Here is a 22,775-nt window from a genome sequence, read left to right on the forward strand (position 1 = left end):
GTGAGGGCGGCGGGCATGGTGGCGGAAGTCGACGTGTGGGCGGCGGCGGACCGGATACGGGCTCGGGCCAAGCCGGACTGCGCTCCGGGCGAGCGCGTCTCGGTGCGCAACGTGCGGCGGGAGCTCGGTCGGGGCTCCTTCGAGAGCATCGGCCCGGCGCTCGCCCGGTGGAAGGCGCGGACCGGCTACCAGGCCGTCATCGAGACGGCCGGCCTGCCCGAGGCCCTGCAGAACCGCCTGGCCGAGTTCGGCGCTGCCCTGCTGGAGCACGTGCGGATCGAGTGGACCCGGCACGACCTGACCGGCTTGGCGAACGGCGAGCGGGCAGCTTTCCGGGAGATGCTCGACGAGGCGCTGGCGCACGCGGACGTGATGGAGGCCCGTGCTGCGGCGCTCCAGGCCGAGGTCGAACGGCTCCGAAACGGTTCGGCCGTGCCCGTGCCTTCGTTCCCGTCCGCACCCACACCGGAAACCGGGGCGCCGAGCGCGACGGCCGGCTTCATCGGCATCCTGATGGGCAAGAGCCTCGCCCGCGAGGCCGACGCCTACTGGGACGAGGTGCGGGCCGCGGTCGACGCGGCGATGCGCCGGCAGGGCCCCCTGGCCGTGCACGCACTGCACGGGGCGCTGCCCGCCGCGCTGAAGGACAGGGGCGCGCGGATCGGCATGCCGCTCACGCCTGCCTGGCTGCGCTACCGCCTGCTGCGGCTGGCAGAGGGCGGACAGGGCGTCACCGAGGCCGGGGGGCGCTTCGCCCTCGCGGAGCCGTCCCGCTCCGCGCCCGCACCCGGAGCCCCGCCCTCGGACCGCGCCGTGCCGCCGGCGCTCTCGGGACGGCGGTTCTGGACGCTGTTCGTGGCCGAGGTGCACGACCTGCTGCTGGAGGCGGGCCCGCTCTCAGTCGACGACATCCTGGACAAGCTCCCGCCCGGCTGGGTCGAGGCCACGCGGCGGTACGGCAAGGCCGACGACCAGGGGACCGTCCCGCCGGGCAAGCTCCGGGAGAAGCTGAACGTCCGCATCGCCAAGGGCAGGCCGCTCAAGGAGATGGACGACGGGCGCTTCGCCGCGACCTACCGCTGGCCCGGCAGCAGGACGCTCAGCGACGAGGAGGCGGCGTAGTTCGCCCCTGACGCCACCGGACGGGCGGGGCCGGGCGCCGCCGGCATTTCTTAAGCCGCCACGTCCAGGATGCCCCAGCGCTTCCTAGAGGGGTACCCATGTCGGACTGGCACCAGATCGTCTTCAACCTCGCGGTCGTGACCTACGCCCAGGGCGGCCGCGGCTCATGGGCCCACAGGAAGGCCGAGGATGGGGCGGACGTTCTCTGGACCTGCTGGAAGGACGGCGACGGCACGCCCCACGCGCGGGTGATACGCGGCCGCGACCTGACCGGGCCCGACCTCCGGCACGCCGCCCATGTCGTCGAGAACGAGGACCAAGCCGTCCTCTACGCCGAGGATTTCGGCGAGGAGATCCCCACGACGGAGGACGGCGGCACGTACCTGCTCCCGGAGCCGGCCGTGCCGGAGCACCACGTCGCCATGCTGAAGGCCGGCCGGTACAGGACCTGCGACGGCCTCAGGCCGCTGGATGACGTCGGGCGGTCCTTCGCCTGACGAGCGAGCTCCGGACGGTCACCGGATGCCGTCCTGGCCGGGCCGGGTCGCGCACGCAGGCCCGTGGCGCGGCGGCGTCCCGGTTGCGACTTCCGCCGCAACCGGTATCATCGGGTCGTGGGCTGCGGACAGGTTGTCCCTGGAGATCCCGGTCGATCTACCTTGGACCCCTCCCGTGGACGATATCGGAAGGCGGGCCTCTGAAAGGGGGCGCCGCCTTCGCTCTTTTCGGGGCCGGCCGCGAACCCGGCAGGCTGAACGGATGCCGCCGCCGCGCCAAGGAACTTGCGCCGGCAGGCTACAACGGCCCGGGGTCAGGAAAGCGGTTGCCCGGGTTCAGCGCTTCGCGAACCCGATGTCGGCGGCGACGGCCTTGAGACGCTCGGGCTCGCGCTCCTTCCGCTCGGAGTACCGGTCGACGAGGTAGTCGGCCCGCCCGCGGGTCAGCAGGGTGAACTTCATCAGCTCCTCGCAGACGTCGACCACACGGTCGTAGAGGGGGCCCGGCTTCATCCGGCCGGCCTCGTCGAACTCCTTGTAGGCCATCGGCACCGAGGACTGGTTCGGGATGGTGACCATCCGCATCCAGCGCCCGAGCACGCGAAGGCCGTTGACCGCGTTGAAGCTCTGCGACCCGCCCGAGACCTGCATCACCGCGAGCGTGCGGCCCTGCGTCGGCCGCACCGAGCTCTCGCTCAGCGGCAGCCAGTCGACTTGGGCTTTCATCACCCCGGTCAGGTTGCCGTGCCGCTCCGGGCTGACCCAGACCTGGCCCTCGGACCAGATCGAGAGCTGCCGGAGCTCCTGCACCTTCGGATGGTCGGCGGTGGCGTCGTCGGGCAGCGGCAGGCCGTGGGCGTGGAAGATCCTGACCTCGCCGCCCATCGCCTCCAGCAGGCGAGCCGCCTCGTAGGCCAGGAACCGGCTGAACGAGCGCTCCCGCAGCGACCCGTAGAGGATTAGGAAGCGGGGCGGGTGGGAGATCGGCGTCGAGGCTTGCACCCGCTCCTCGGTCGGCACCTCGAAGTGCGTCTCGCTCAGGTTCGGCATCCCGTCGGAGAGCGGCTGATGGGACTTGTCCAAGGCGCTATGTTCCTCTACATTTCAACAGAAGTTGATATGTAGGTTATTCGATGGACGAACGGCAAGCCCTCGCGGCCTTCTCGGCGCTCGGTCAGGAACACCGGCTCCGGGTCGTGCGCGCCCTCGTCACCGCTGGGCCGGACGGTCTCGCGGCAGGCGTGCTCGCCGAGACCGTAGGCGTCGCTGGCAACAACCTGTCCTTCCACCTGAAGGAGCTCTCGCATGCCGGGCTGATCACGTCCCGGCGCGAGGGAAAGTCGGTCATCTACAGCGCCGCTTACGCCGGCCTGTCCGACCTCGTCCAGTTCCTCATGCGCGACTGCTGCCAGGGCCACCCGGAGGTGTGCAACCCGGCCGTGGCCGCGCTCGCCGCCTGCGACTGCACCACCGGGGACGCCCTCCATGCCTGAGCCCGCCTACAACGTCCTGTTCCTCTGCACCGGCAACTCGGCCCGCTCGATCCTGGCCGAGGCCATGCTCAACAAGGAGGGCGGCGGCCGCTTCCGCGCCTTCTCGGCCGGCAGCCAGCCGAAGGGCGAGCCGCACCCTCTGGCCTTGCAGGTCCTGCGCGAGAGCGACTACCCGACCGAGGGGCTGCGCTCGAAGTCCTGGGACGAGTTCGCCGGACCCGACGCGCCGGTCATGGATTTCGTCTTCACGGTCTGTGACAACGCCGGGGGCGAGGCCTGCCCGTACTGGCCCGGCCAGCCGGTGACGGCGCACTGGGGCATCGAGGACCCCGCCGCGGTCGAGGGCTCGGAGATGGAACGCAAGCGCGCCTTCGTCACCGCGCAGCGCTACCTCAAGAACCGGATCGCGGCCTTCGTCGCCCTGCCGCTTGGCAGCCTCGACCAGGTGGCCCTCTCGTCCAAGGTCCGCGAGATCGGCCAGCTTGCCGGCGCGACCTCGGCCCGCCCGGAGGTCGCGTGATGGACGTCGTCATCTACCACAACCCGGCCTGCGGCACCTCGCGCAACACGCTCGCCATGATCCGCAACGCGGGGGTCGAGCCGCACGTGGTCGAGTACCTGAAGACGCCTCCGAGCCGGGCGCTCATCAAGCAGATGCTCGCCCGCGCCGGCCTCTCGGTGCGCGACGTCCTGCGCGAGAAAGGGACGCCCTACGCCGAGCTCGGCCTTAGGGACCCGGCGCTCACCGACGAGCAGCTCCTCGACGCCATCGAGGCCCAACCGATCCTACTGAACCGTCCGCTGGTGGTCACCCCGAAGGGCGTGCGCCTGTGCCGACCGTCCGAGGCCGTGCTGGACCTGCTGCCGGCGCAGCAGGGCGAGTTCATGAAGGAGGACGGCGAGCGCGTCGTCGACGAGCGCGGCCGCCGCGTCGCCACCGCCTGAGGACGCCATGAGCACCTTCGAACGCTACCTGACCGTCTGGGTCGCGCTCTGCATCGTGGCCGGCATTGCGCTGGGCCACGTCATGCCGGGCTTCTTCCACGCCGTAGGCGCCGCTGAGGTCGCCAAGGTGAACCTGCCGGTGGCAGCCCTGATCTGGCTCATGGTCATCCCCATGCTGCTAAAGATCGACTTCGCCTCGCTGCGCCATGTCGGCCGACACTGGCGCGGAATCGGCGTGACGCTGTTCATCAACTGGGCCGTGAAGCCCTTCTCGATGGCGGCGCTCGGCTGGCTGTTCATCGGCTACCTGTTCCGGCCCTACCTGCCGGCCGACCAGGTCGACAGCTACATCGCCGGGCTCATCATCCTGGCCGCGGCGCCCTGCACCGCGATGGTGTTCGTTTGGTCGAACCTGACCCAGGGCGAGCCGCACTTCACCTTGAGCCAGGTGGCGCTGAACGACACCATCATGGTAGTGGCCTTCGCGCCCATCGTCGGCCTGCTGCTCGGGCTCTCGGCCATCACCGTGCCCTGGGGCACACTTGTGCTCTCCGTGGTGCTCTACATCGTCATCCCGGTGATCATCGCCCAGGTCGTGCGGCGCAGCCTCATCGCCTCGGGCGGCCAGCCGGCGCTGGACCGGTTGCTCGCCAAGCTCGGGCCCGCCTCGCTCGTCGCGCTGCTGGCGACCCTGGTGCTGCTGTTCGGCTTCCAGGGCGAGCAGATCCTGGCGCAGCCCGCGGTCATCGGGCTGCTGGCGGTGCCCATCCTGATCCAGGTCTACCTGAACTCGGGGCTGGCCTACCTGCTGAACCGCGCCGCGGGCGAGCGGCACTGCGTCGCCGGCCCTTCGGCCCTGATCGGCGCCTCGAACTTCTTCGAGCTCGCGGTGGCCGCCGCCATCAGCCTGTTCGGCTTCAACTCGGGCGCGGCGCTCGCCACGGTGGTCGGCGTGCTCATCGAGGTGCCGGTCATGCTCTCGGTCGTGTGGATCGTGAACCGGAGCCAGGACTGGTACGAGCGTGGCGTGGCGAGCAGAGGAGCGGCCCGGACGCACGCACCCCGCGAGGTCTGACACGGGCGGCCGCGCGGTTTCCTCGCCGTCATCTCGGCCCTGGAAGTGGTGGAGATCCTCGCCAGCGGCTCGTCCTTCGACCTGTCGGCGGCGCGCACCGGGCCCATCACGGCCGATGCCGACCGGCCTCTGGCCTGGGGCGGCGGCTTGTCCCGGGCACCTGGTGGCCGCGCTCGCGTCTCCCGAAGTTGGCCTCGCCATCCACCGGCATGGGGGCAGGCCGTTCGTCGCGCTCGCCGCCCTGCTGCTTGCCGCGGGCCACGTCATGCCTGGCGCCGAACCATCCGGCGTTCGTAGCGCGTGGATGTCGTCGACCTCGAAGCCAATGTCACTGGCGTGCCCGTGGTGCGGAGGCGCTGGACGTCGGCCTCGTGGCGAACGGTGTCCTGGCCGGCCTGCTCGCCATGCGCCGCGGCGCAGGCCAAAGCGAAGGCAGGCGTCAACCGCCTGGCCGCCGCGGGAATCGACGCCGTCATTCGTCCGGCCGGCAACGGACACAGGTCCGAGGGCCGCATCATAGGACAGGTCTTCTCCCGGCTTCGTTCTGAGTTCAATCCCTTCGAAGGCCCTGAGCCTGGACGTCGGCCGTCACGGCGCCGCGCATCTCATCGCCGGCGGCGCGACGGCGCAGCTTAGGGAGCATTCCTGTTTGACGGTGCAGAACCACGAGAGATTGCCGCTTTTGATGCATGCGCCCCCGCAGCGGCGGTAGGGACCACCGTATATTGGTCGCACGACTACCGACTCGGTAAGTACTCGCGGCTTGCGCGGGTACTCCGTCACGCCGGCGGCTTGCGCTTGTGCAAGCGATAGGCACGCCGCCAGGTTCAGAAGGAACCGAACGCGTCGCATGACCCCATGCCATCACAGCATCGCCAAGTTGCACTTCACGCCCGCTTGGAAGCGTTGTCGACTAAATTGCGCTTCATATCCCGGGGCTGTGACGCGCGGTCGCACGGGTCCCGCCCGCGCCGCTCATGCGCGCTGCCATCTGCAGCAAGCGACGACCCACCGCCTTCGCCCCGAACCGGGTCTTCCGGTCGGTACCCGATGGGCGATCCCTCGCCCGTGATAGCGTAACTCACTTTACGGCGGCGGCCCCGTTCATTGCGGTGTTCCAGCCTCGCTCTCGCACCGGTGACCGCGTCCGCGGTCACCGCAGGAATGCGTGTGCCGGCGGCCGTGCCAAGCCACGCGGTGGCGACGTTGGCAGGCGACAGGAATGACATGGCCGAGGCGGCCATGGACGACATGCCGTGCTGCCCCCCACAAGACGCCGGCGATCCCGGATTGCCCGAAGGGTTGTCCGCTGACGGCCTTTCGCCTGGCGAGGGTCGTGACCGGCCTGCCGGACGGGGGCGGCCTCCCCACGCGGATCGACGTGGCCGAGGGGCGTGCCTTGAAGGGCGAGTCGTTCTTCGCCGGCCTCGCGCAGCAGGCCCCGCCCGCGAAATAACCCCGATCCTGAGGCTGATGCCACCGGCGTGGGCGCCAGACGACGCCGCGCGCCTCTCGACATGGCTCCCAAAAGCATGGATGAGATGACCTCGAAGATCGAGCGGCCCCCGACGACCGAGCCTGGTGTGTATCGCTTCGAGGCGAAGCTCACGATGGCCGACGGCCGGCGCACGGGGCGAAGGTTCAGGGCGAGACCGGCACCGCCGAGGACCGGCTCGACTTCCCTTAGGTAAATCGAGCCGCCCGGGCTGCGTGACCGGTTGAGTCGGCGAGGATGAAAGCGGCAGAGGCCGGCCCCGCGCCTTGGGGACGCCTACCTGGAACCTCGACACGGCGGTCTCGGGAGCGCCGGATCGGCTGGTCCCGATCCTGATGACCTCGCTCGCGACGGGATCTGCTTGCTGCCGCTGGCGCTCGGCGCGGGAGAGCCAGGGCGCGAGATCGAGGAACCGATGGCCATCATCATCCTTGGAGGTCCCGTTACTTCGATGGTCCTCCACCTTCTCGACCGGCCGACCCTCGCGCTCCGATACGGGTCTTTCGATTCACCGGTTGAGAAAGGGATGCCGGAGGCCGACGTGGAGGCGGTGACCACCTGATGAGCGCGTGCGCCGCTAGGGTATGCGTTGTTTGGTGCCGGCTCAGTGGTCGGCCGAACCGATCAGGTCGGCCACATGCGCACCGGCCGGGTGCCCAGTCGCGGCGCGATGGGCCTGCGAGCAGGCCGCGTAACCGGGGCCGAAGGCCGTCATCACGAGTTCGCGCCGGCCGTCCGCCGCCTCACGGCTCGCAAGGAGCGCTCGGCCGCCAGGCCAGAACTCGGAATCCGGGGTGGATCCAGGATTGGGCTCGCCGTAGCGGCGCACGCCCTCGTCGTGGATGGTCTTGCGGGCCCGCGCGAACACCTCCGCGGTCAGCGGCACTCCTACCCAGACCACCTGCTGCAGACCCTCGTCCCGGCAGACGACCAGCACGACCTCAGCCGTGCCGGACCCGGTCGCCGGGCCCCACCCGCTCGGGTAGTACAGGCCGGTGAGGTTCGCCTCGCGGTCGACCTTCCACGGCCGCGGCACGGTGGCGACAGGCCCCCAGGCGAGGCCGAGGGGAGCCTCGCCGTCGGGGACCTCCGCCGCGGGCCCCGGGCGCGCCAGGGCGAGGAGCGCGAGCGGGACCGCCGCCCAGGTCGCGACGCGTCGCATCCGGCCTACTCCGCCGCCTTGAGGTGTCGGGGCTCAGCCTCCGCGGGGCTCGCGTCGACCTTCGGCACGGCCGCCTTGCCGAAGCGGGCGTAGAGCGCCGGCAGGACGATCAGGGTCAGCAGGGTCGCGCTGATCAGGCCGCCGATCACCACGGTGGCGAGCGGCCGCTGGATCTCGGCGCCGGTCTCGGTGGCGATGGCCATGGGCACGAAACCGAGCGAGGCGACCAGCGCCGTCATGGCCACCGGCCGGAGCCGGGTCATGGCGCCCTCCATGATGGCCTCGCGCTTCAGGCGCCCCTCGGCCACGAGCTGCTTGATGAAGGTCAGCATCACCAGGCCGTTCAGGACCGCCACGCCCGACAGCGCAATGAAGCCGACCGCGGCAGGCACCGAGACCGGCATGCCGCGCAGCCACAGCGCGAGGATGCCACCCGTCAGCGCAAGCGGCACCGCGCTGAACACCAGGAGCGCGTCCCGGGGAGACCCCAGAGCCGAGTAGAGCAGCAGGAAGATCAGGAAGAAGCAGACCGGCACCACGACCATCAGCCGCCGCTTGGCCGAGGCGAGGTTCTCGAATTGGCCGCCCCAGGTCACGTAGTAGCCGGGCGGCAGCTGCACCTGGCTGCCGACCTTGGCTTGCGCCTCGGCCACGAGCGAGCCGATGTCGCGGCCGCGCACATTGGCCGTGACCACGACGCGGCGCTTGCCGTTTTCGCGGCTGATCTGGTTCGGACCCTCGGTGACGGAGAAGCTCGCCACCTGCTTGAGCAGGACCGAACTCGCCCGGCCGTTCGAGCCCGGCGGCAGCGGCACCGGGACGTTCTCCAGGGCCTCCCTGTCCTCGCGCACCTTGTCGGTCAGGCGCACCACGATGGGGAAGCGCCGGTCACCCTCGAACACGACGCCGGCGTCGCGGCCGCCGATGGCCGTGCCGATGACCTCCTGAATGGCCCCCGTGCTCAGGCCGTAGCGCGCCGCCTCGGCCTTGTTGATCTTGATTTCCAGGAAAGGCAGGCCGGCCGTCTGCTCGACCTTCACGTCCTCGGCGCCCGCGATGCCGCGCAGCACCGCCGCGACCTGGTTGGCGGCCTTGAGCATCGGCTCGAACTCCTCGCCGAACACCTTCACCGCGAGGTCGCCGCGGGTACCGGCCAGGAGCTCGTTGAAGCGCAGCTGGATCGGCTGGGAGAACTCGTAGACGTTGCCGGCAAGCTGCCCGACCGCCTTCTCGATCTGCTCCTGCAACTCGGCCTTGGGCAGTTCCGGATCCGGCCACTCCTCCTGCGGCTTGAGCATCACGAACGTGTCCGACGAGTTCGGCGGCATCGGGTCGGAGGCGACCTCGGCGGTGCCGGTCTTCGAGAACACGTAGGCGACCTGCGGGAACTTCGAGACCGCCCGCTCGACCTTGAGCTGCATCGCCTGCGACTGGGTGAGGCTGGTGGACGGGATCCGGGTCGCGTTCAGCGCGATGCTCTTCTCGTCGAGCTGCGGGATGAACTCGGTGCCCAGCCGGGTGAACAGGATGCCCGCCCCGACGAGGAGCAGCAGGGCCGCGCCGACGAAGGCGAACGGCGCTCGGACCGCCGCGCCCAGCACCGGCCGGTAGGCGGCCTTGAGCGCCCGGATGATGAGGTTGTCCTTCTCGGTGACCTTGCCGGTGATGACGATGGCGATCAGCGCCGGCACGAAGGTCAGCGAGAGGACGAAGGCCGAGACCAGGGCGATGATGACGGTGAGCGCCATCGGCTCGAACATCTTGCCCTCGACGCCCGTGAAGGTCAGGAGCGGCACGTAGACCAGGATGATGATGGCCTGCCCGTAGAGGGACGGCTTGATCATCTCCTCGGCCGAGGCCCGGACCGTCTGGAGACGCTCCTCGGTGTCGAGGGGCCGGCCCCGTTCGTGCTGCCGCTCGGCGAGATGGCGCAGGGCGTTCTCGGTGATGATCACCGCCCCGTCGACGATGAGTCCGAAATCGAGGGCGCCAAGCGACATCAGGTTGGCCGAGATCTTCGCCTCGACCATGCCGGTCATGGTTATCAGCATGGCGACCGGGATGACGAGCGCAGTGATGACGGCCGCGCGGATGTTGCCGAGCAGAAGGAACAGGATGACGATGACGAGGGCCGCCCCCTCGGACAGGTTCTTGACCACCGTCCTCACAGTCGCCTCGACGAGGCGGGTGCGGTCGAGGACGGTCTGCACCTCGACGCCGGGCGGCAGGCTCTTACGGATCTGGTCCATGCGGGCGTCGACGGCGGCCGCCACCGTGCGGCTGTTCTCGCCGATCAGCATCAGGGCGGTGCCGACGACGACCTCCTGCCCGTCCTCGCTGCCGGAGCCGGTGCGCAGGTCGCGACCGATGCGGACCTCGGCGATGTCCCTGATCCGGACCGGTACGCCGCCCCGGGTCGCGACGACCACGGTCCCGATGTCGTCCATGCCCTCCAGGCGGCCGGCGGCGCGCACGACGTAGCCCTCGCCGTTGTCCTCAAGGTAGCGCGCGCCCTGGTTGGCGTTGTTGGCCTCCAGCGCCCGCGCGATGTCCGAGAAGGATAGGTCGAGGGAGGCGAGCTTCGTCGGGTCGGGCTGCACGTGGTACTGCTTCTCGAAGCCGCCGATACCGTCGACGCCGGCCACGCCCGGGACGGTCTTGATCTGCGGCCGGATGATCCAGTCCTGGACCGTGCGCAGGTAGGCGGTCTGCTCCAGCTCCGTCCGGAGGCGCTGGCCCTCGGGCGTCAGGTAGCTGCCGTCCGGCTGCCAACCGGGCTTGCCGGGCTGCGAGACCTTGCGCTCGCCGGGCTTCGCGTAGTGGATCGACCACATGTAGATCTCGCCCAGCCCGGTCGAGATCGGGCCCATCGCGGGCTCGGCGCCCGGAGGCAGATCGCGTTTCACCTGGGCGAGGCGCTCGGCGACCTGCTGGCGGGCGAAGTAGATGTCGAGCTTCTCCGCGAAGACGGCGGTGACTTGCGAGAAGCCGTTGCGCGAGAGCGAGCGGGTGTATTCCAGCCCCTTGATGCCGGCGAGCGCGGTCTCGACCGGGTAGGTCACCTGCTTCTCGATATCGACGGGCGAGAGCGAGGGCGCGGTCGTGTTGATCTGCACTTGGTTGTTGGTGATGTCCGGCACCGCGTCGATGGGCAGCCTAATCACCGCGTAGCCGCCGAAGCCGGCGGCGAGCAGCGACAGGAGCAGCACGAGCCAGCGCTGGTGGACCGAGAAGTCGAGGATGCGGCTGATCATGTCGTTCCTCCTCAGTGGTCGTGGTCGGCTTCGCTCTTCCCGAGCTCGGCCTTGAGGAGGAAGGTGTTGGCCACCGCGATAGGCTCGCCGGCCTTCAGGCCGGAGACGACCTCGAAGCCGTCGTCGTCGGAGCGCCCGAGCTCGACCTCGCGCTTCTCGAAGCCCTCCTCTGTGCGCACGAAGACAACGCGCTTGCCCTCGACGGTCTGCAGCGCCGCCTTGGCGACCCGCACGGGCACCTGGTCCGTCGCGGTCTCGACCTCGGCGGTGACGTAGGTGCCGGGGCGCCAAGCCATGTCTTTATTGGGAAGCGAGACCACGACGCGGGCGGATCGAGTGTCGGCGTTCAGGAGCGGGCTGACGAAGATGACCTTGCCCCGCTCGCTGCGTCCGCCGCGGTTCACGGTGACGAGCGCGCCCTCCCGGACCTCGGCGAGGTCCGAGGTCGGCACCGACAGCTCGATCCACACGGTCGAGAGGTCGGCGACCGTGTAGACGTCGGCGGGGTCGCCCTCCTTACCGACCGCCGTGCCGACATCGACCTTGCGCTCGACGATGCGGCCGGAGATTGGTGCCCGCAACTCGTACTGGCGGAGCGTGGAGGCGTTGGGCGTCGCCTCGTCGCGCTTCTGCGCGGCGGCGACCTCGGCCGCGTTCAGGCCGAGCGCCGAGAGCTTCTGCCGGGCGAGGTCGACGCGGAGTTGGTTCTCCTGGAAGGTGGCCTTGGCGTTGTCGAACGCCGCCTGGGACGCGGCGGCGGAGGCGAGCAGGCGCTGCTGGCGCTCGAAGTTCACCTTCTGCAAGTCCGACTGAACCATGGCGGTGAGGTACTCGCTCTTGGCATCGGCGACCTCGCGGCTGTCGAGGACGGCGACGACCTCGCCCTTCTTGACGTCGTCGCCCAGGCGCTTGCGCATCTCGGACACGGTGCCGACGACGCGGACCGGGACGCGGGCGATGCGGTCGGCGTCCGTCGTGATCGTGCCGGGCACGAGGAGGTGCCTCGACAGCAGGCCGCCCTCGGCCTTGGCCACCTTGATATCCTGGCCGTCGATCTGCTCGGCGGTCATCTTGACGTGACCCTCCTCGCCCTCGGCCTCTGAATGGGCATGCTCGCCGTGGGCGTGCCCGTCGCCGACCTTGGGTTCAGCGGCCTTAGGGGCGGCGGACTTGGCGGGGGGCGCGTTGCCGTGGTCGTGTCCGTCTCCCTCATCGTGGCGGGTCTCGCCGGGCGACGCGGTTCCGGGGCCGGCGGCGAAGGTCAGGGCGGTCGGCGGCAGCCCGGCCGAGGCGAGGAGGCCGCGGACGAAGCCGGACACGGCGGGAACGGCGGCGCCCACGAGGACGCCGGCGGCCACGAGGGCCGCGGTCAGGAGAATGCGCATGATGCCTGCTCGTCGGGACGCCGGCGCCGTGGCGGCTTCCGGGGCGGTCCCGTTGCGGTGACGTGAGGGTACGGTCCCCGGGGCTCGGCCCGGAGCTCAGGACGCGCGCCTTCGCGGCGTCACCTCAGGCGCGTGGCGGGCGCGGCAGGCGGTCGGGGAAGATCGACGGGAGGGCCGTGCTGGCCTGCCCGTAGCACGGTCGCGAGAGCGACACTGGAGGGGCGGCCCCCACGGCGTCCAGCGGCATGGCGACGTGGCAGCCGCAATGGACGTGGCAGGCTACGCCGGGGTCGCTTTTCTGGGCCGATGCCTGCGCCTGGTCCGACGCCATCGCCAGTTCGGTACGGTCATGGCCGGGATGGCCTTGATGATACGCGAGATCCTCGGCGAGGCCTGCCGTCGGGGCGGAGACCGCCAGCGCCAGGACGAGGGCGAGCGCGCGGGCGGCGGTCGCCCACCACCCCGTCCATGCCCCGAAGGCCCTCTGGCGTCCCGCCGAACTCATCACGTTCCTTATGCGCGATTCCGGCGTCCTGCCACAAGTCTCAGGGGAAAGACGCCGGACGAACCGGTCGCATTAGCGACCGACGAGGTGCTGAACGTCACCTTCAGCCGCGGTTCAAGGCGGTCGCGGCAACCTTGCTAGACATTCACCGAGAGCGACCGGACATGAAGATGCGCCTTGTCATGCTGGCGACGGCCGCGGCCCTCCTCGTCCCGGCGGCGGCGTCGGCCCAATACTACGAGGGCGGCTATGGCTACAGGCGGCCGCACGGCCACGTCGACGTCTACCGCCACGGAGACCATGACGACGTCGTCGTCCGGCACCACCACCCGCGTCGCTACGAGGACAGGCCGTTATACGGCGAGCGGCGTCACCACCAGCATCATGACTTCGATGACTGATGCCCCCGCTCGGGTCAGCCGATCATCTCGTCGAGCAGGAGCAGCAGGAGAAAGCCCGCGAAGAACATCGCGGTCACCCACGGACGGTCCTCGGTCTCGTGCGCCTCGACGAGGAGCTCCTCCGTGACGAGGTAGAGGAGCGCGATCAGGCCGAAGGCGAGGAAGCCGCCCTGGACGGAAGCGGGCAGCGAGCCGACCGGGCCGCCGAGCAGCGCCCCGAGCGGCAGGAGCAGCACGAGGCCCGCGGTCGAACCGACCACCTTCCACTTGGACGCACCGCCCTCGCCGAGCTCGTTGGCGACGGTCAGCCCGAGGAACAGCACCTCGATGGTGAGGGCCACCGTCAGGAGGATGCCCGCCTTGGCGCCGGCCGCGAACGCGATGCCGAGCACGAGGCCGTCCACCAGGACGTCGATGCCGGTGACGGCCATCAACCCCACTGGTCCCTTCATGCGCCGCTCCAGCGTGCGGACGCCGAGCATGGCCGCCACGCCTAGGGCGCCCCCGATCACGGTGGCCCAGACGGAACCGGTGTGCTTCAGGTCGGGCAGGATCTCGCCCGCGGCCGCGGCGAAGACCACGCCGGCGGCGAAGTGCTGGATCGCGCTGACGAGCACGGAACCGGGCCGCAGGTTGACGGCGGCGGCCGCCCCGATGACCGCGGCGGCGACCGGTATGAGCGTGTATGTCCAGGCTTGCATCGCGGTCACACCACCTCGTCGGGCGCCAGCGCGCAATCGTTGGCCGGATCGGTCTCGACCTGCAGGGTGACGTGGCCGATCCCGAAGCGCTCCCGCAGCCGCCTCGCCGCGTCCATCAGGAACGCGTCCCCGGGATGCCCGTCCGGGGTCACGAGGTGAGCCGTCAGCGCCGTCTCGGTCGTGCTCATCGGCCAGACATGGAGGTCGTGCAGGCCCCTGACGCCGGGCAGCCCTTCCAGGCAGGCCCGGACCTCGGCCGTGTCGATGCCGAGCGGCACGGCGTCGAGCGACAGCCGCACCGAATCGCGCAGAAGGCCCCAGGTGCCGACCAGGATCACGACGGCGATGACGAGGCTGATGGCGGGGTCGAGCCAGAGCCAGCCGGTCCAGCGGATGAGGAGCGCGGCGACGATGACCCCGACCGTCACGCCCGCATCCGCCGCCATGTGCAGGAACGCGCCCCGGATGTTGAGGTCGCCCTTCCTGCCGGCCATGAACAGCCAGGCCGTGCCGGCGTTCACCAGTACGCCGGCGGCCGCGACCCAAAGGATGGTGCCCGTCGCGACGGGCTCCGGCTCCGCCAGCCGGTGCACGGCCTCCCAGGCGATGGCGCCGACCGCGACCAGCAGGATGGCGGCGTTGGCGAGCGAGGCGAGGATCGGGGCACGCTTGTAGCCGTAGGTGCGCCCGGGTGTCGGCGGCTTGTTCGAGAGCCAGGACGCGCCCCAGGCGATCAGCAAACCGAGCACGTCCGAGAGGTTGTGGCCGGCGTCTGCCAGGAGCGCGAGCGAGCCCGACATCGCGCCGAAGGTGGCCTCCAAAACCACGTAGGCCGTGTTGAGGCCGATGCCGATGGCGAACGCCTTGCCGAAGCTTGCGGGGGCGTGGGCGTGGCCTTCATGGCCGTGTCCGGAGTGATCGTGATGTTCGGTCATTCGGTCAGGCGTGTCCTCGGTTCTGGTCATGGCGAAACGTCGCCGGGTGTGGCGTCCGTTCCGGGGGGTGGATCGGTCTGATCGCTCGTAGGCTACTCTCCCGGCGCTAGCCGGGCGGGGACGTCGCCCTCGCGGTATTATCGGGGAGTGCGGCCATGGGCGCGTCGGCGAGTGCCGGGTCATCGAGGTGCTCTCGGACCACGGCCTTTGCGTCGACGACCGCCATTGACCGCTTGCCCCGGTGGGCCGCCTAGGCTCCCCGGGGCGCGAACAGGATCAGGCCGCTGCCCGCCAGGCACACCAAACCGCCGATGACGTCCCATCGGTCGGGTCGGTGGCCTTCGAAGCCCCAGAGCCAAAGGATGGCGGCGATGATGTAGATGCCGCCGTATGCCGCGTAGGCGCGCCCCGCCGCCTCGGTCTCCACGAAGGTCAGCAGGTAGGCGAACAGCGCGAGCGAGGCCATGCCCGGGATGAGCCACCACGGGGATTTGTCGAGGCGCAGCCACGCCCAGAAGGCGAAGCAGCCGGCGATCTCGGCCAGGGCGGCCGCTGCGAAGGCGGGATAGGTCAACATGGGTGCCTGTTCGCATGGCCCGTACGCGCGGCCAAACGGTGACAGGGGCAGGCGTCGCCGGTACTGGCCATCGCGCCTAAGCCCGGTCTCGATTGCCCGCCGGACCCGGCTTGAGGCCATCGGGCCGTGCAGGCGACGGGATTTGCTCGGGATGACGAGGATCTGCGCGTTCCGCAGGGTCGGAGGATGACGTGTCGCTGTCGTGGTTCGGGGCCGTCGTCACATTCCAGGTGACGTTCACGGAGTTGTTCATCGCCGCGACCGTGATCGCGGCGGCGGCCTACCGGTTCGGCTGGCGCAGCGTGGCGCTCGGGTCCGTCCTCGGTGCCGCCGGCGTCGCGGCGCTGGCGGCGGTGCTGCAGGTGGCGGCGTACCGGATCGCCCTGCATTGGCTCGACTGGATCTCCGCCCTGCTGCTGCTCGGCTTCGGTCTGTACCTCTCCTACGAGTTCGTGACGGGCCTGCGGGAGCGACCCGGGGTGGACGGCGTACCTCACGGCTTCGGCTGGGACTTGCCGGTCAACGCCGGCGGGGTCGGCGTCGCGGCCTGGGCCTTGGCTGCGGAAGGACTGGAGATCCTCGTGGTCTGGCTCGGCGTGTCGCTGCGCGAGGGGCCGGCCACCGCGACCGCCGGGGTCGCGGCCGGGCTTATCGTCATCGTCCTCCTGGGCCTGCTGCTGCGGAATGCAGGCATCTTCCGGCGCGTGCCGCCATACGTGCTGGACGGCATCGCGGCGGTGATGGTCACCGGTTACGGGGTTTATTTCCTCTGGCTGGCCTATTCCGGCGCGCCCTGACCGAAGTGTCGCGCTGGACCTCAGGCACTGGATGGCGGGTACGTCGCGACAGGCCCCCAAGCTCTGCCGCGCGCTAGCGTCCATGCGGTGGCTCAGCCTTTACCCGGATCGGCCCCGTCCTGCGTGCCGGCGATTTGGCGTACCCGACGCGGGAGTTCGCGGGCGAGGGCGGTCTTCCGGTAGGGCGTCATCTTCCGCCAAGCGCGGATCTCCGGGACAGTGCGGCCACATCCCAGGCACCGGCCTGTACGCCCGTCCCATTGGCAAACCCCGATGCAGGGGGCGTCCTTCTTCATGTTAGGGCTCCATACGCCAAGCGGCACGCCGGCCGCTAAACACATATAGGGTACCCCCCTATATATCGCCATGACGAGGAATCCCGCGATGGCCCACACGATCAAGGAAAAGACCAAGCTCCTGGCGCGGGTGCGCCGGATCAAGGGACAGGCGGAAGCCGTCGAGCGGGCCCTTGAGGCCGAGCTCGGCTGCGCCGACGTCCTGATGCTGGTCGCCTCGATGCGCGGGGCCATCAACGGCCTGACCGCCGAGCTGATGGAAGACCACATCCGCCACCACGTCGTGAACCCGGACGCGGAGCCGGACGCCGAGCGCGCCCGGGGCGCGGCCGAGCTGATCGAGGTGGTGCGGACCTATCTCAAGTGACGAGACCCCATGACGTCCTTGCCTGACCTGCTCCAGCAGGGCACCGCTCATGCTTGGCTGTTCGTGCCGAGCGCGATCCTGCTCGGCGTCCTGCACGGCCTGGAGCCCGGCCACTCGAAGACGATGATGGCCGCCTTCATCATCGCGGTCCGGGGCACGGTCACGCAGGCGGTCCTGCTCGGCGTGGCGGCGACGCTGTCGCACACGGCGGTCGTATGGGTCATTGCGCTGGGCGGGCAGTATCTCGGCCAGGAATGGGGCGGCGAGGCGAGCGAGCCGTACTTCCAGCTTGCCTCCGCAGCCCTCATCGTCGGCATCGCCTTCTGGATGGCCTGGCGCACCTGGCGGGAGCAGCACCACGACCATCACCATCACGACGAGGCGAAGCACGTCACGACCGGGACCGGCCTCCTGACGCTGGAGGTGTTCGAGGACGGCGTGCCGCCGCGCTGGCGGGTGCGTGCGGAGCGTGGCGACCTGCCGTCTACAGGCGACCTCCTGATCGAGACGGTCCGCCCGGACGGGGGCCGGCAGACGTTCACCTTTGCGAACGGCGGCGACTTCCTGGAGAGCCTGGAGACGATCCCCGAGCCGCACGCCTTCACGGCGCGGCTTGCCCTGAACGGACCGGCCGGAGCCGAGGCCCACGAAGTCGCGTTCGAGGAGCACGACCATGAACACGGGCACATGGACCTGGGCGACGAGGACGACGCCCATGCCCGCGCCCATGCCGACGACATCCGCCGCCGTTTCGCGGGCCGGCAGGTGACGACGGGCCAGATCGTGATGTTCGGCCTGACGGGAGGCCTGATCCCGTGCCCGGCGGCAATCACGGTTCTCCTCCTGTGCATCCAGCTCAAGCAGTTCAGCCTGGGCTTCGCGCTGGTCGTCTGCTTCAGCGTCGGCCTGGCACTCACGATGGTCTCGGCCGGCGTCATCGCGGCGCTCAGCGTCAAGCACGTGGCCTCGCGCTGGTCCGGGTTCGGCTCCTTCGCCCGGCGGGCCCCCTACGCCTCGGCCGCGCTGATCGTCCTGGTCGGGCTCTATACCGGCTGGCTCGGTTGGCAGGGTATCAGCCACCCACACCAAGACCACGCGGCCGCATGGACGGTCGACGTTCACGGCTGACCGACAGGCCGTGAGCCGAGACAGGTTCAGTCGTTGGCGGTGGCACTCGACCTGGGATCGACCAAAAGGCGAACTCGACAGCCATCACGCTCCCGTGGGCTTCTCCTAAGCGCGCTGCTCCGCCAGCCCAGGATGCCGCGCCTCGACGACCCGCGTTCCCGTCGCCGCCCTGCCGAAGCGGATGTACAGCGCCGGCAGGACCAGCAAGGTGAGCAGCGTCGCGCTGACGAGGCCGCCGATGACCACGGTCGCCAGCGGTCGCTGGACCTCCGCCCCGGTCCCCGTCGCCAGGGCCATCGGGACGAAGCCGAGCGCGGCGACCAGCGCCGTCATCACCACGGGCCGCAACCGGGTCAGCGCCCCCTCCCGAACGGCGTGCGGAATGGCCATGCCCCCCGCCACCAGCGTCCGGATGTGGTTGAGTAGCACCAGTCCGTTCAGCACCGCCACGCCCGACAGCGCGATGAAACCAACCGCCGCCGAGACGGAGAAGGGCATGCCGCGGAGCCACAGGGCGGCCACGCCGCCGGTCAGGGCCATCGGCACGGCGCTGAACACGATGGAGGCCTCGCGCGCGGAACCGAGCGCACCGAGGAGCAGGATGAAGATCAGCGCGAAGGCCGCCGGCACGACTACCATGAGGCGCTGCCGGGCGGCTGTCAGGTTCTCGAATTGTCCGCCCCAGCGCACCTCGTATCCGGCCGGCAGCCTCACCTCGGCGGCGATCCGTTCCTGCGCCTCGGACACCAGCGAGCCGATGTCCCGCCCGCGGACGTTCGCGGTGACGACCACCCGGCGTCGCCCGTTCTCCCGGCTGACCTGGTTCGGCCCCTCCGTGAAGGTGAAGGTCGCCAACTGCCGCAACGGCACGCTCGTGGCGCCGGCCGGCCCGGGCGCCGCCGGAACCCCGGTGCCCGCCCGCGCCGGCGCGGCCTGCGTGGGCGGAAGCGGCACCGGCAGGTTCTTGAGCGCCTCGACGTCGCCCCGGACGTTGTCGGCTAGGCGCACCACGATGGCGAACCGCCGGTCGCCCTCGAAGACCTGCCCGGCATCCTTTCCGCCGACGGCCGTGCCGATTACGTCCTGCACGTCCGCCATGCTCAGGCCACGCCGGGCGATCTCGCGGCGGTCCACCTTGATTTCCAGGAATGGTAGTCCGACCGCCTCCTCGACCTTCACGTCGGCGGCGCCATCGAGGCTCCGCAAGATGCCCGCGATCTTGCGTGCCCCCTCGACCATAGGGCCGAACTCCTCGCCGAACACCTTCACCGCGAGGTCGTCGCGCACGCCGGCGATGAGCTCGTTGAAGCGCATCTGGATGGGTTGCGAGAACCCGAGCAGCGTGCCCGGGATCAGCTTCGCCTCGGCTTCCATGCGCCCGATGAGGGCCTCCTTGGACTCGTCCCGATTCGGCCACTCCGCCTGCGGCTTGAGGATCAGGTAGGCGTCGCAGGCGTTCGGCGGCATCGGGTCGGCGGCGATGTCGGGGGTGCCGCAACGCGAATAGACGAAGGCCACCTCGGGGAACTTGCTCATGGCGTCCTCCACGCCGAGCTGCATCGCCTGCGACTGGGTGATGGACGTCGACGGGATGCGGCGCGCCTCCATGACGATGTTCTTCTCGTCGAGCGTCGGCGTGAACTCCTGCCCGAGGCGCGTCGCCAGCACCCCGGCGAGCCCGAGGACGACCACCGCACCCAGGATGAAGGTCGCGGGCGCCCGGATGGCACCGGCAAGGACCGGCCGGTAGGCCGCCTTCAGGGCGCGGACCAGGGCGTTGTCGCCTTCGCTGACCCGTCCGGTGACGAAGGTCGCGATCATCGCCGGGACGAAGGTCAGGGACAGGACGAAGGCCGCCACGAGCGCGATCAGCACCGTCAGGGCCATCGGCGTGAAGGTCTTGCCCTCCACGCCGGTGAAGGTCAGCAGGGGCACGTAGACCAGGATGATGATGGCCTGCCCGTAGACGCTCGGCTTGATCATCTCCTCGGCCGAGATGCGCACGGTCCCGAGCCTTTCGTCGAGGGTGAGCTTGCGTCCGAGCTCCTGTTGCCGCTCGGCTAGGTGACGCAGGCTATTCTCCGCGATGATGACGGCACCGTCGACGATGAGCCCGAAGTCGAGCGCGCCGAGCGACATCAGGTTGGCGCTGATGCGCCCGGCCAGCATGCCGGTCGCCGTGAGCATCATCGTCACGGGGATGATCACGGCGGTGATGACAGCCGCCCGGATGTTCCCCAGGGCGAGGAACAGCACCGCGATGACGAGCAGTGCGCCCTCGGCGAGGTTCCGGCCCACCGTCCGGATGGTCGCGTCGACGAGGTCCGTCCGGCTGAGGAGCGTCCGGGCCTGGATGCCCGGCGGGAGGAGCTTGTTGATCTCCTTGATCTTGGCGTCGGCCGCCGCCGAGACGGTGCGGCTGTTCTCGCCGATCAGCATCAGGGCGGTTCCCAGCACCACCTCGTGGCCGTTCTCGCTCGCCGAACCGGTCCGGAGTTCGCGACCGATACCGACCTCGGAGACGTCCCTCACCAGGATCGGCACCCCGTTTCGGGTCGCCACGACGACGTCCCGGATCTGGTCGACGTTCTCGATGAGGCCGCCGGCCCGGACGACGTAGCCCTCGCCGTTGCGCTCGACGTAGTTGGCGCCACGGGTCGTGTTGTTGGCCTCGATGGCGCGCGTCAGGTCGGCGAAACCCAGCCCGTAGCCGACGAGCTTCATCGGGTCGGGCTTGACCTGGTACTCCTTCACGAAGCCGCCGATGGCGTCGGCCCCGGCAACGCCCGGGACGCCCTTCATCTGCGGCCGGATGATCCAGTCCTGCACCGTCCGCAGGTAGACGGTGCGCTCGAAGTCTTCCTTCAGGCGCTCGCCCTCGGGCGTCAGATAGCTTCCGTCCGTCTGCCAGCCGGGCTGGCCGTCCCTGACCGGCGCGCCCTCGCCGGGAGGCAGGTACTCCACCGCCCACCAGTATATCTCGCCGAGCCCGGTCGAGATCGGCCCGAGCTTCACCTCCACCCCGGGTGGCAGGGTGCCGCGCACCTCGGTCAGGCGCTCGTTCACTTGGCTCCGGGCGAAGTAGACGTCGACCTTGTCGCTGAACACGGCCGTGAGTTGGGCGAAGCCGTTGCGCGAGAAGGAGCGCATGCTCTCCAGCCCCGGCGTGCCCGCGAGCGCCCGCTCGACCAGGACCGTCACCTGCTTCTCGATCTCGACCGGGGTCAGCGCCGGGGCGATGGCGTTGATCTGCACCTGGTTGTTGGTGACGTCGGGCACCGCGTCGATGGGCAGGCGCGCGAGCGACCACGCGCCGAAGGCGGTGGCGATGAGCGTCACCAGGATGACCGCGTAGCGGTTGGCGACGGAGAAGGCGAGGATCGGACGGATCACGACTCAGTCCTCCGCCGCGGCCTTGCCGAGCTCGGACTTGAGCGTGAACGAGTTCGCCACGGCCACGGCCTCGCCGGGTTCGAGCCCTTCGGTCACTTCCACGTCGTCGTCGTCCGACCGCCCGAGCTTGACCGGGCGCCCCTCGAAGCCCTCGGCCACGCGCACGAAGACGTTGGGCTTGCCATCGAGGGTCTGGACCGCCGAGGCCGGGACGAGCACGCGCACCGGCTTCTCGGAGATCACGATCTCGGCGGCCACGAACGAGCCGGGCCGCCACGTCTCGTCCGGGTTGGCCAGTTCCGCGACGACGCGGGCCGCGCGGGTGGCCTGGTCGAGGACCGGGACGATGAAGATGATCCGACCCTTCGCGGCCTCCCCGGTCGCCTCGGCCCGCACCGTCACGGCTTGGCCCTCCCGGACCAGCGGCATGTCGCCGGGACTGACCGCGAGGTCGATCCAGACCTTCGAGAGGTCAACGACGCTGTAGAGTTCGGTCTCCAGGTTGTCCCGCCCGACCGCGGCCCCTTGGTCGACCCGCCGCTCGACGACCTTACCGCCTATCGGCGAACGGATCTCCTGGCGCTCGAACTGCGCCTCGGGCTGCTTCGGCAAGGCCTCGATCTCGGCTTGGCTCAGGCCGAGGAAGGTCAGCTTGCGGCGCGCCGCATCCTCCTTGACCTTGAGATCCTGGTAGCTCGCCTGCGAGCGCAGGTATTGCTGCTCGGACGAGATGCGCTTGTCCCAGAGCTCCTTGTCGCGCTCGAACAGAGTCTTCTGCAGGGCGGTCGAGACCCGCGCCGCGAGGTACTCGCCCTTGGTCTCGGCGATCTCGCGGCTGTCGAGGAGCGCCACGACCTCGCCCTTCGCGACCGCGTCGCCGAGACCCTTGCGCAGCTCCACCACGGTGCCGGTGGTCTTCACCGCGATCCGGGCTGTCAGGTTGGCGCTCGGGACGATGGTGCCCGGCACGTGCAGGTGGCGCGAGAGGCTGCCGCCAACGACCGTTGCCGTCCGAATCCCCGCCTTGGCAACCTGGTCGTCCGTCAATTTGACGAGGCCGGGCCTCTCCGGCTCGCCCTTGGCCGCTGGAGGCGTCTCGGGCTTGGCGGGGGCGCTTGGCCCCTTGGTCGCGGACAGCATCGCGCGGACGGCCTCGGGGGCCCCGGGCCACCAGGTCGCGATCAGGAAACCGCCGGCGACGGCCAGCAGCACGGGTATGAGACGCTTGAGCATGTCGATGCCATGGC

The 22,775-nt window shown here is 70.1% G+C and carries 21 protein-coding genes and 3 pseudogenes; 13 read left to right on the plus strand and 11 right to left on the minus strand.

Annotated features, from left to right (window positions below):
- The first annotated feature begins 15 nt into the window (after window positions 1-15).
- Together ACW9J6_RS13240 and ACW9J6_RS13245 are read left to right on the plus strand one after the other, a co-directional pair.
- Complete coding sequence (locus ACW9J6_RS13240; RefSeq protein WP_457116946.1) at window positions 16-1,122, plus strand: DNA-binding protein; 1,107 nt, start codon at window positions 16-18, stop codon at window positions 1,120-1,122.
- 98 nt (window positions 1,123-1,220) lie between these two features.
- A complete protein-coding gene (locus tag ACW9J6_RS13245; protein WP_457116947.1) occupies window positions 1,221-1,619 on the plus strand; it encodes a hypothetical protein in 399 nt (132 codons plus the stop codon).
- 336 nt (window positions 1,620-1,955) lie between these two features.
- Here the strand turns inward: ACW9J6_RS13245 and arsH are convergent, their stop codons facing one another.
- Window positions 1,956-2,702, minus strand: coding sequence for an arsenical resistance protein ArsH (gene arsH / locus ACW9J6_RS13250; RefSeq protein WP_457116948.1), 747 nt, complete (start codon window positions 2,700-2,702; stop codon window positions 1,956-1,958).
- A 50-nt stretch (window positions 2,703-2,752) separates the two neighbouring features.
- Here arsH and ACW9J6_RS13255 point away from each other — a divergent pair, with 50 nt between their 5' ends.
- The 7 genes and pseudogenes from ACW9J6_RS13255 to ACW9J6_RS13285 all read left to right on the plus strand — a co-directional run.
- Entirely contained in the window at window positions 2,753-3,112 is a 360-nt protein-coding gene (locus tag ACW9J6_RS13255) for an ArsR/SmtB family transcription factor (RefSeq protein WP_457116949.1), read from the plus strand.
- A complete protein-coding gene (locus ACW9J6_RS13260) occupies window positions 3,105-3,632 on the plus strand; it encodes an arsenate reductase ArsC (RefSeq protein ID WP_457116950.1) in 528 nt (175 codons plus the stop codon). The genes ACW9J6_RS13255 and ACW9J6_RS13260 overlap by 8 nt, the downstream gene beginning before the upstream one ends.
- On the plus strand, window positions 3,632-4,057 hold the full coding sequence (gene arsC / locus ACW9J6_RS13265; protein WP_457116951.1) for an arsenate reductase (glutaredoxin): 426 nt from the start codon (window positions 3,632-3,634) through the stop codon (window positions 4,055-4,057). Before ACW9J6_RS13260 ends, arsC begins: the two co-directional genes overlap by 1 nt.
- Window positions 4,058-4,064: 7 nt before the next feature.
- Window positions 4,065-5,132 (plus strand): ACR3 family arsenite efflux transporter, encoded by a 1,068-nt coding sequence (gene arsB / locus ACW9J6_RS13270; RefSeq protein ID WP_457116952.1) that lies wholly within the window; start codon window positions 4,065-4,067, stop codon window positions 5,130-5,132.
- 30 nt (window positions 5,133-5,162) lie between these two features.
- Window positions 5,163-5,418: pseudogene (locus ACW9J6_RS13275) on the plus strand (MFS transporter); the annotation flags it as partial.
- A 1,225-nt stretch (window positions 5,419-6,643) separates the two neighbouring features.
- Window positions 6,644-6,819 (plus strand): annotated as a pseudogene (locus ACW9J6_RS13280) (FixH family protein); the annotation flags it as partial.
- Window positions 6,820-6,908: 89 nt separating this feature from the next.
- Window positions 6,909-7,189 (plus strand): annotated as a pseudogene (locus ACW9J6_RS13285) (efflux RND transporter permease subunit); the annotation flags it as partial.
- Between the two features lie 42 nt (window positions 7,190-7,231).
- On the opposite strand, the gene ACW9J6_RS13290 reads toward ACW9J6_RS13285, so the two are convergent.
- From ACW9J6_RS13290 to ACW9J6_RS13305, 4 genes are all read right to left on the minus strand, one after another.
- Complete coding sequence (locus ACW9J6_RS13290; RefSeq protein ID WP_457116953.1) at window positions 7,232-7,789, minus strand: threonyl-trna synthetase; 558 nt, start codon at window positions 7,787-7,789, stop codon at window positions 7,232-7,234.
- A gap of 5 nt (window positions 7,790-7,794) precedes the next feature.
- Window positions 7,795-11,043, minus strand: a complete 3,249-nt coding sequence (locus ACW9J6_RS13295) for an efflux RND transporter permease subunit (protein ID WP_457116954.1) — start codon at window positions 11,041-11,043, stop codon at window positions 7,795-7,797.
- A gap of 11 nt (window positions 11,044-11,054) precedes the next feature.
- Window positions 11,055-12,428, minus strand: a complete 1,374-nt coding sequence (locus ACW9J6_RS13300; protein WP_457116955.1) for an efflux RND transporter periplasmic adaptor subunit — start codon at window positions 12,426-12,428, stop codon at window positions 11,055-11,057.
- Between the two features lie 124 nt (window positions 12,429-12,552).
- Window positions 12,553-12,933, minus strand: coding sequence for a hypothetical protein (locus ACW9J6_RS13305; RefSeq protein ID WP_457116956.1), 381 nt, complete (start codon window positions 12,931-12,933; stop codon window positions 12,553-12,555).
- 164 nt (window positions 12,934-13,097) lie between these two features.
- Between ACW9J6_RS13305 and ACW9J6_RS13310 the strand changes: the two genes are divergently transcribed.
- On the plus strand, window positions 13,098-13,334 hold the full coding sequence (locus ACW9J6_RS13310) for a hypothetical protein (protein ID WP_457116957.1): 237 nt from the start codon (window positions 13,098-13,100) through the stop codon (window positions 13,332-13,334).
- Window positions 13,335-13,348: 14 nt separating this feature from the next.
- Here ACW9J6_RS13310 and ACW9J6_RS13315 read toward each other — a convergent pair whose 3' ends face one another.
- From ACW9J6_RS13315 to ACW9J6_RS13325, 3 genes are all read right to left on the minus strand, one after another.
- Entirely contained in the window at window positions 13,349-14,035 is a 687-nt protein-coding gene (locus ACW9J6_RS13315; protein WP_457116985.1) for a ZIP family metal transporter, read from the minus strand.
- Window positions 14,036-14,040: 5 nt separating this feature from the next.
- Window positions 14,041-14,970 (minus strand): cation diffusion facilitator family transporter, encoded by a 930-nt coding sequence (locus ACW9J6_RS13320; RefSeq protein WP_457116958.1) that lies wholly within the window; start codon window positions 14,968-14,970, stop codon window positions 14,041-14,043.
- Between the two features lie 250 nt (window positions 14,971-15,220).
- Window positions 15,221-15,547, minus strand: coding sequence for a YnfA family protein (locus ACW9J6_RS13325; protein ID WP_457116959.1), 327 nt, complete (start codon window positions 15,545-15,547; stop codon window positions 15,221-15,223).
- Between the two features lie 191 nt (window positions 15,548-15,738).
- On the opposite strand from ACW9J6_RS13325, the gene ACW9J6_RS13330 reads away from it, so the two are divergent.
- Window positions 15,739-16,344: a hypothetical protein gene (locus ACW9J6_RS13330; RefSeq protein ID WP_457116960.1), complete on the plus strand. Its 606-nt coding sequence runs from the start codon at window positions 15,739-15,741 to the stop codon at window positions 16,342-16,344.
- A gap of 92 nt (window positions 16,345-16,436) precedes the next feature.
- Here the strand turns inward: ACW9J6_RS13330 and ACW9J6_RS13335 are convergent, their stop codons facing one another.
- Entirely contained in the window at window positions 16,437-16,712 is a 276-nt protein-coding gene (locus ACW9J6_RS13335; RefSeq protein ID WP_457116986.1) for a DUF1289 domain-containing protein, read from the minus strand.
- Between the two features lie 16 nt (window positions 16,713-16,728).
- Here ACW9J6_RS13335 and ACW9J6_RS13340 point away from each other — a divergent pair, with 16 nt between their 5' ends.
- The gene (locus ACW9J6_RS13340; protein ID WP_238193862.1) at window positions 16,729-17,007 is read left to right on the plus strand and encodes a metal/formaldehyde-sensitive transcriptional repressor; all 279 of its coding nucleotides are present in this window, start codon (window positions 16,729-16,731) and stop codon (window positions 17,005-17,007) included.
- 9 nt (window positions 17,008-17,016) lie between these two features.
- Window positions 17,017-18,135: a nickel/cobalt efflux transporter gene (locus ACW9J6_RS13345; protein ID WP_457116961.1), complete on the plus strand. Its 1,119-nt coding sequence runs from the start codon at window positions 17,017-17,019 to the stop codon at window positions 18,133-18,135.
- A 105-nt stretch (window positions 18,136-18,240) separates the two neighbouring features.
- Here ACW9J6_RS13345 and ACW9J6_RS13350 read toward each other — a convergent pair whose 3' ends face one another.
- Both ACW9J6_RS13350 and ACW9J6_RS13355 read right to left on the minus strand, forming a co-directional pair.
- A complete protein-coding gene (locus ACW9J6_RS13350) occupies window positions 18,241-21,528 on the minus strand; it encodes an efflux RND transporter permease subunit (RefSeq protein ID WP_457116962.1) in 3,288 nt (1,095 codons plus the stop codon).
- A 3-nt stretch (window positions 21,529-21,531) separates the two neighbouring features.
- Window positions 21,532-22,761, minus strand: a complete 1,230-nt coding sequence (locus ACW9J6_RS13355; protein WP_457116963.1) for an efflux RND transporter periplasmic adaptor subunit — start codon at window positions 22,759-22,761, stop codon at window positions 21,532-21,534.
- Between the last annotated feature and the right edge of the window lie 14 nt (window positions 22,762-22,775).

The sequence above is a fragment of the Methylobacterium sp. JK268 genome (assembly GCF_054052225.1).

Coding starts and splice junctions, on each gene's coding strand:
- arsB (WP_457116952.1), top strand. CDS start 4,065: ATGAGCACCTTCGAACGCTACCTGACCGTCTGGGTCGCGCTCTGCATC.
- ACW9J6_RS13325 (WP_457116959.1), bottom strand. CDS start 15,547: ATGTTGACCTATCCCGCCTTCGCAGCGGCCGCCCTGGCCGAGATCGCC.
- ACW9J6_RS13255 (WP_457116949.1), top strand. CDS start 2,753: ATGGACGAACGGCAAGCCCTCGCGGCCTTCTCGGCGCTCGGTCAGGAA.
- ACW9J6_RS13300 (WP_457116955.1), bottom strand. CDS start 12,428: ATGCGCATTCTCCTGACCGCGGCCCTCGTGGCCGCCGGCGTCCTCGTG.
- ACW9J6_RS13345 (WP_457116961.1), top strand. CDS start 17,017: ATGACGTCCTTGCCTGACCTGCTCCAGCAGGGCACCGCTCATGCTTGG.
- ACW9J6_RS13335 (WP_457116986.1), bottom strand. CDS start 16,712: ATGGCGATATATAGGGGGGTACCCTATATGTGTTTAGCGGCCGGCGTG.
- ACW9J6_RS13320 (WP_457116958.1), bottom strand. CDS start 14,970: ATGACCGAACATCACGATCACTCCGGACACGGCCATGAAGGCCACGCC.
- ACW9J6_RS13305 (WP_457116956.1), bottom strand. CDS start 12,933: ATGAGTTCGGCGGGACGCCAGAGGGCCTTCGGGGCATGGACGGGGTGG.
- ACW9J6_RS13295 (WP_457116954.1), bottom strand. CDS start 11,043: ATGATCAGCCGCATCCTCGACTTCTCGGTCCACCAGCGCTGGCTCGTG.
- ACW9J6_RS13340 (WP_238193862.1), top strand. CDS start 16,729: ATGGCCCACACGATCAAGGAAAAGACCAAGCTCCTGGCGCGGGTGCGC.
- ACW9J6_RS13245 (WP_457116947.1), top strand. CDS start 1,221: ATGTCGGACTGGCACCAGATCGTCTTCAACCTCGCGGTCGTGACCTAC.
- ACW9J6_RS13315 (WP_457116985.1), bottom strand. CDS start 14,035: ATGCAAGCCTGGACATACACGCTCATACCGGTCGCCGCCGCGGTCATC.
- ACW9J6_RS13260 (WP_457116950.1), top strand. CDS start 3,105: ATGCCTGAGCCCGCCTACAACGTCCTGTTCCTCTGCACCGGCAACTCG.
- ACW9J6_RS13355 (WP_457116963.1), bottom strand. CDS start 22,761: ATGCTCAAGCGTCTCATACCCGTGCTGCTGGCCGTCGCCGGCGGTTTC.
- ACW9J6_RS13310 (WP_457116957.1), top strand. CDS start 13,098: ATGAAGATGCGCCTTGTCATGCTGGCGACGGCCGCGGCCCTCCTCGTC.
- ACW9J6_RS13290 (WP_457116953.1), bottom strand. CDS start 7,789: ATGCGACGCGTCGCGACCTGGGCGGCGGTCCCGCTCGCGCTCCTCGCC.
- ACW9J6_RS13240 (WP_457116946.1), top strand. CDS start 16: ATGGTGGCGGAAGTCGACGTGTGGGCGGCGGCGGACCGGATACGGGCT.
- arsC (WP_457116951.1), top strand. CDS start 3,632: ATGGACGTCGTCATCTACCACAACCCGGCCTGCGGCACCTCGCGCAAC.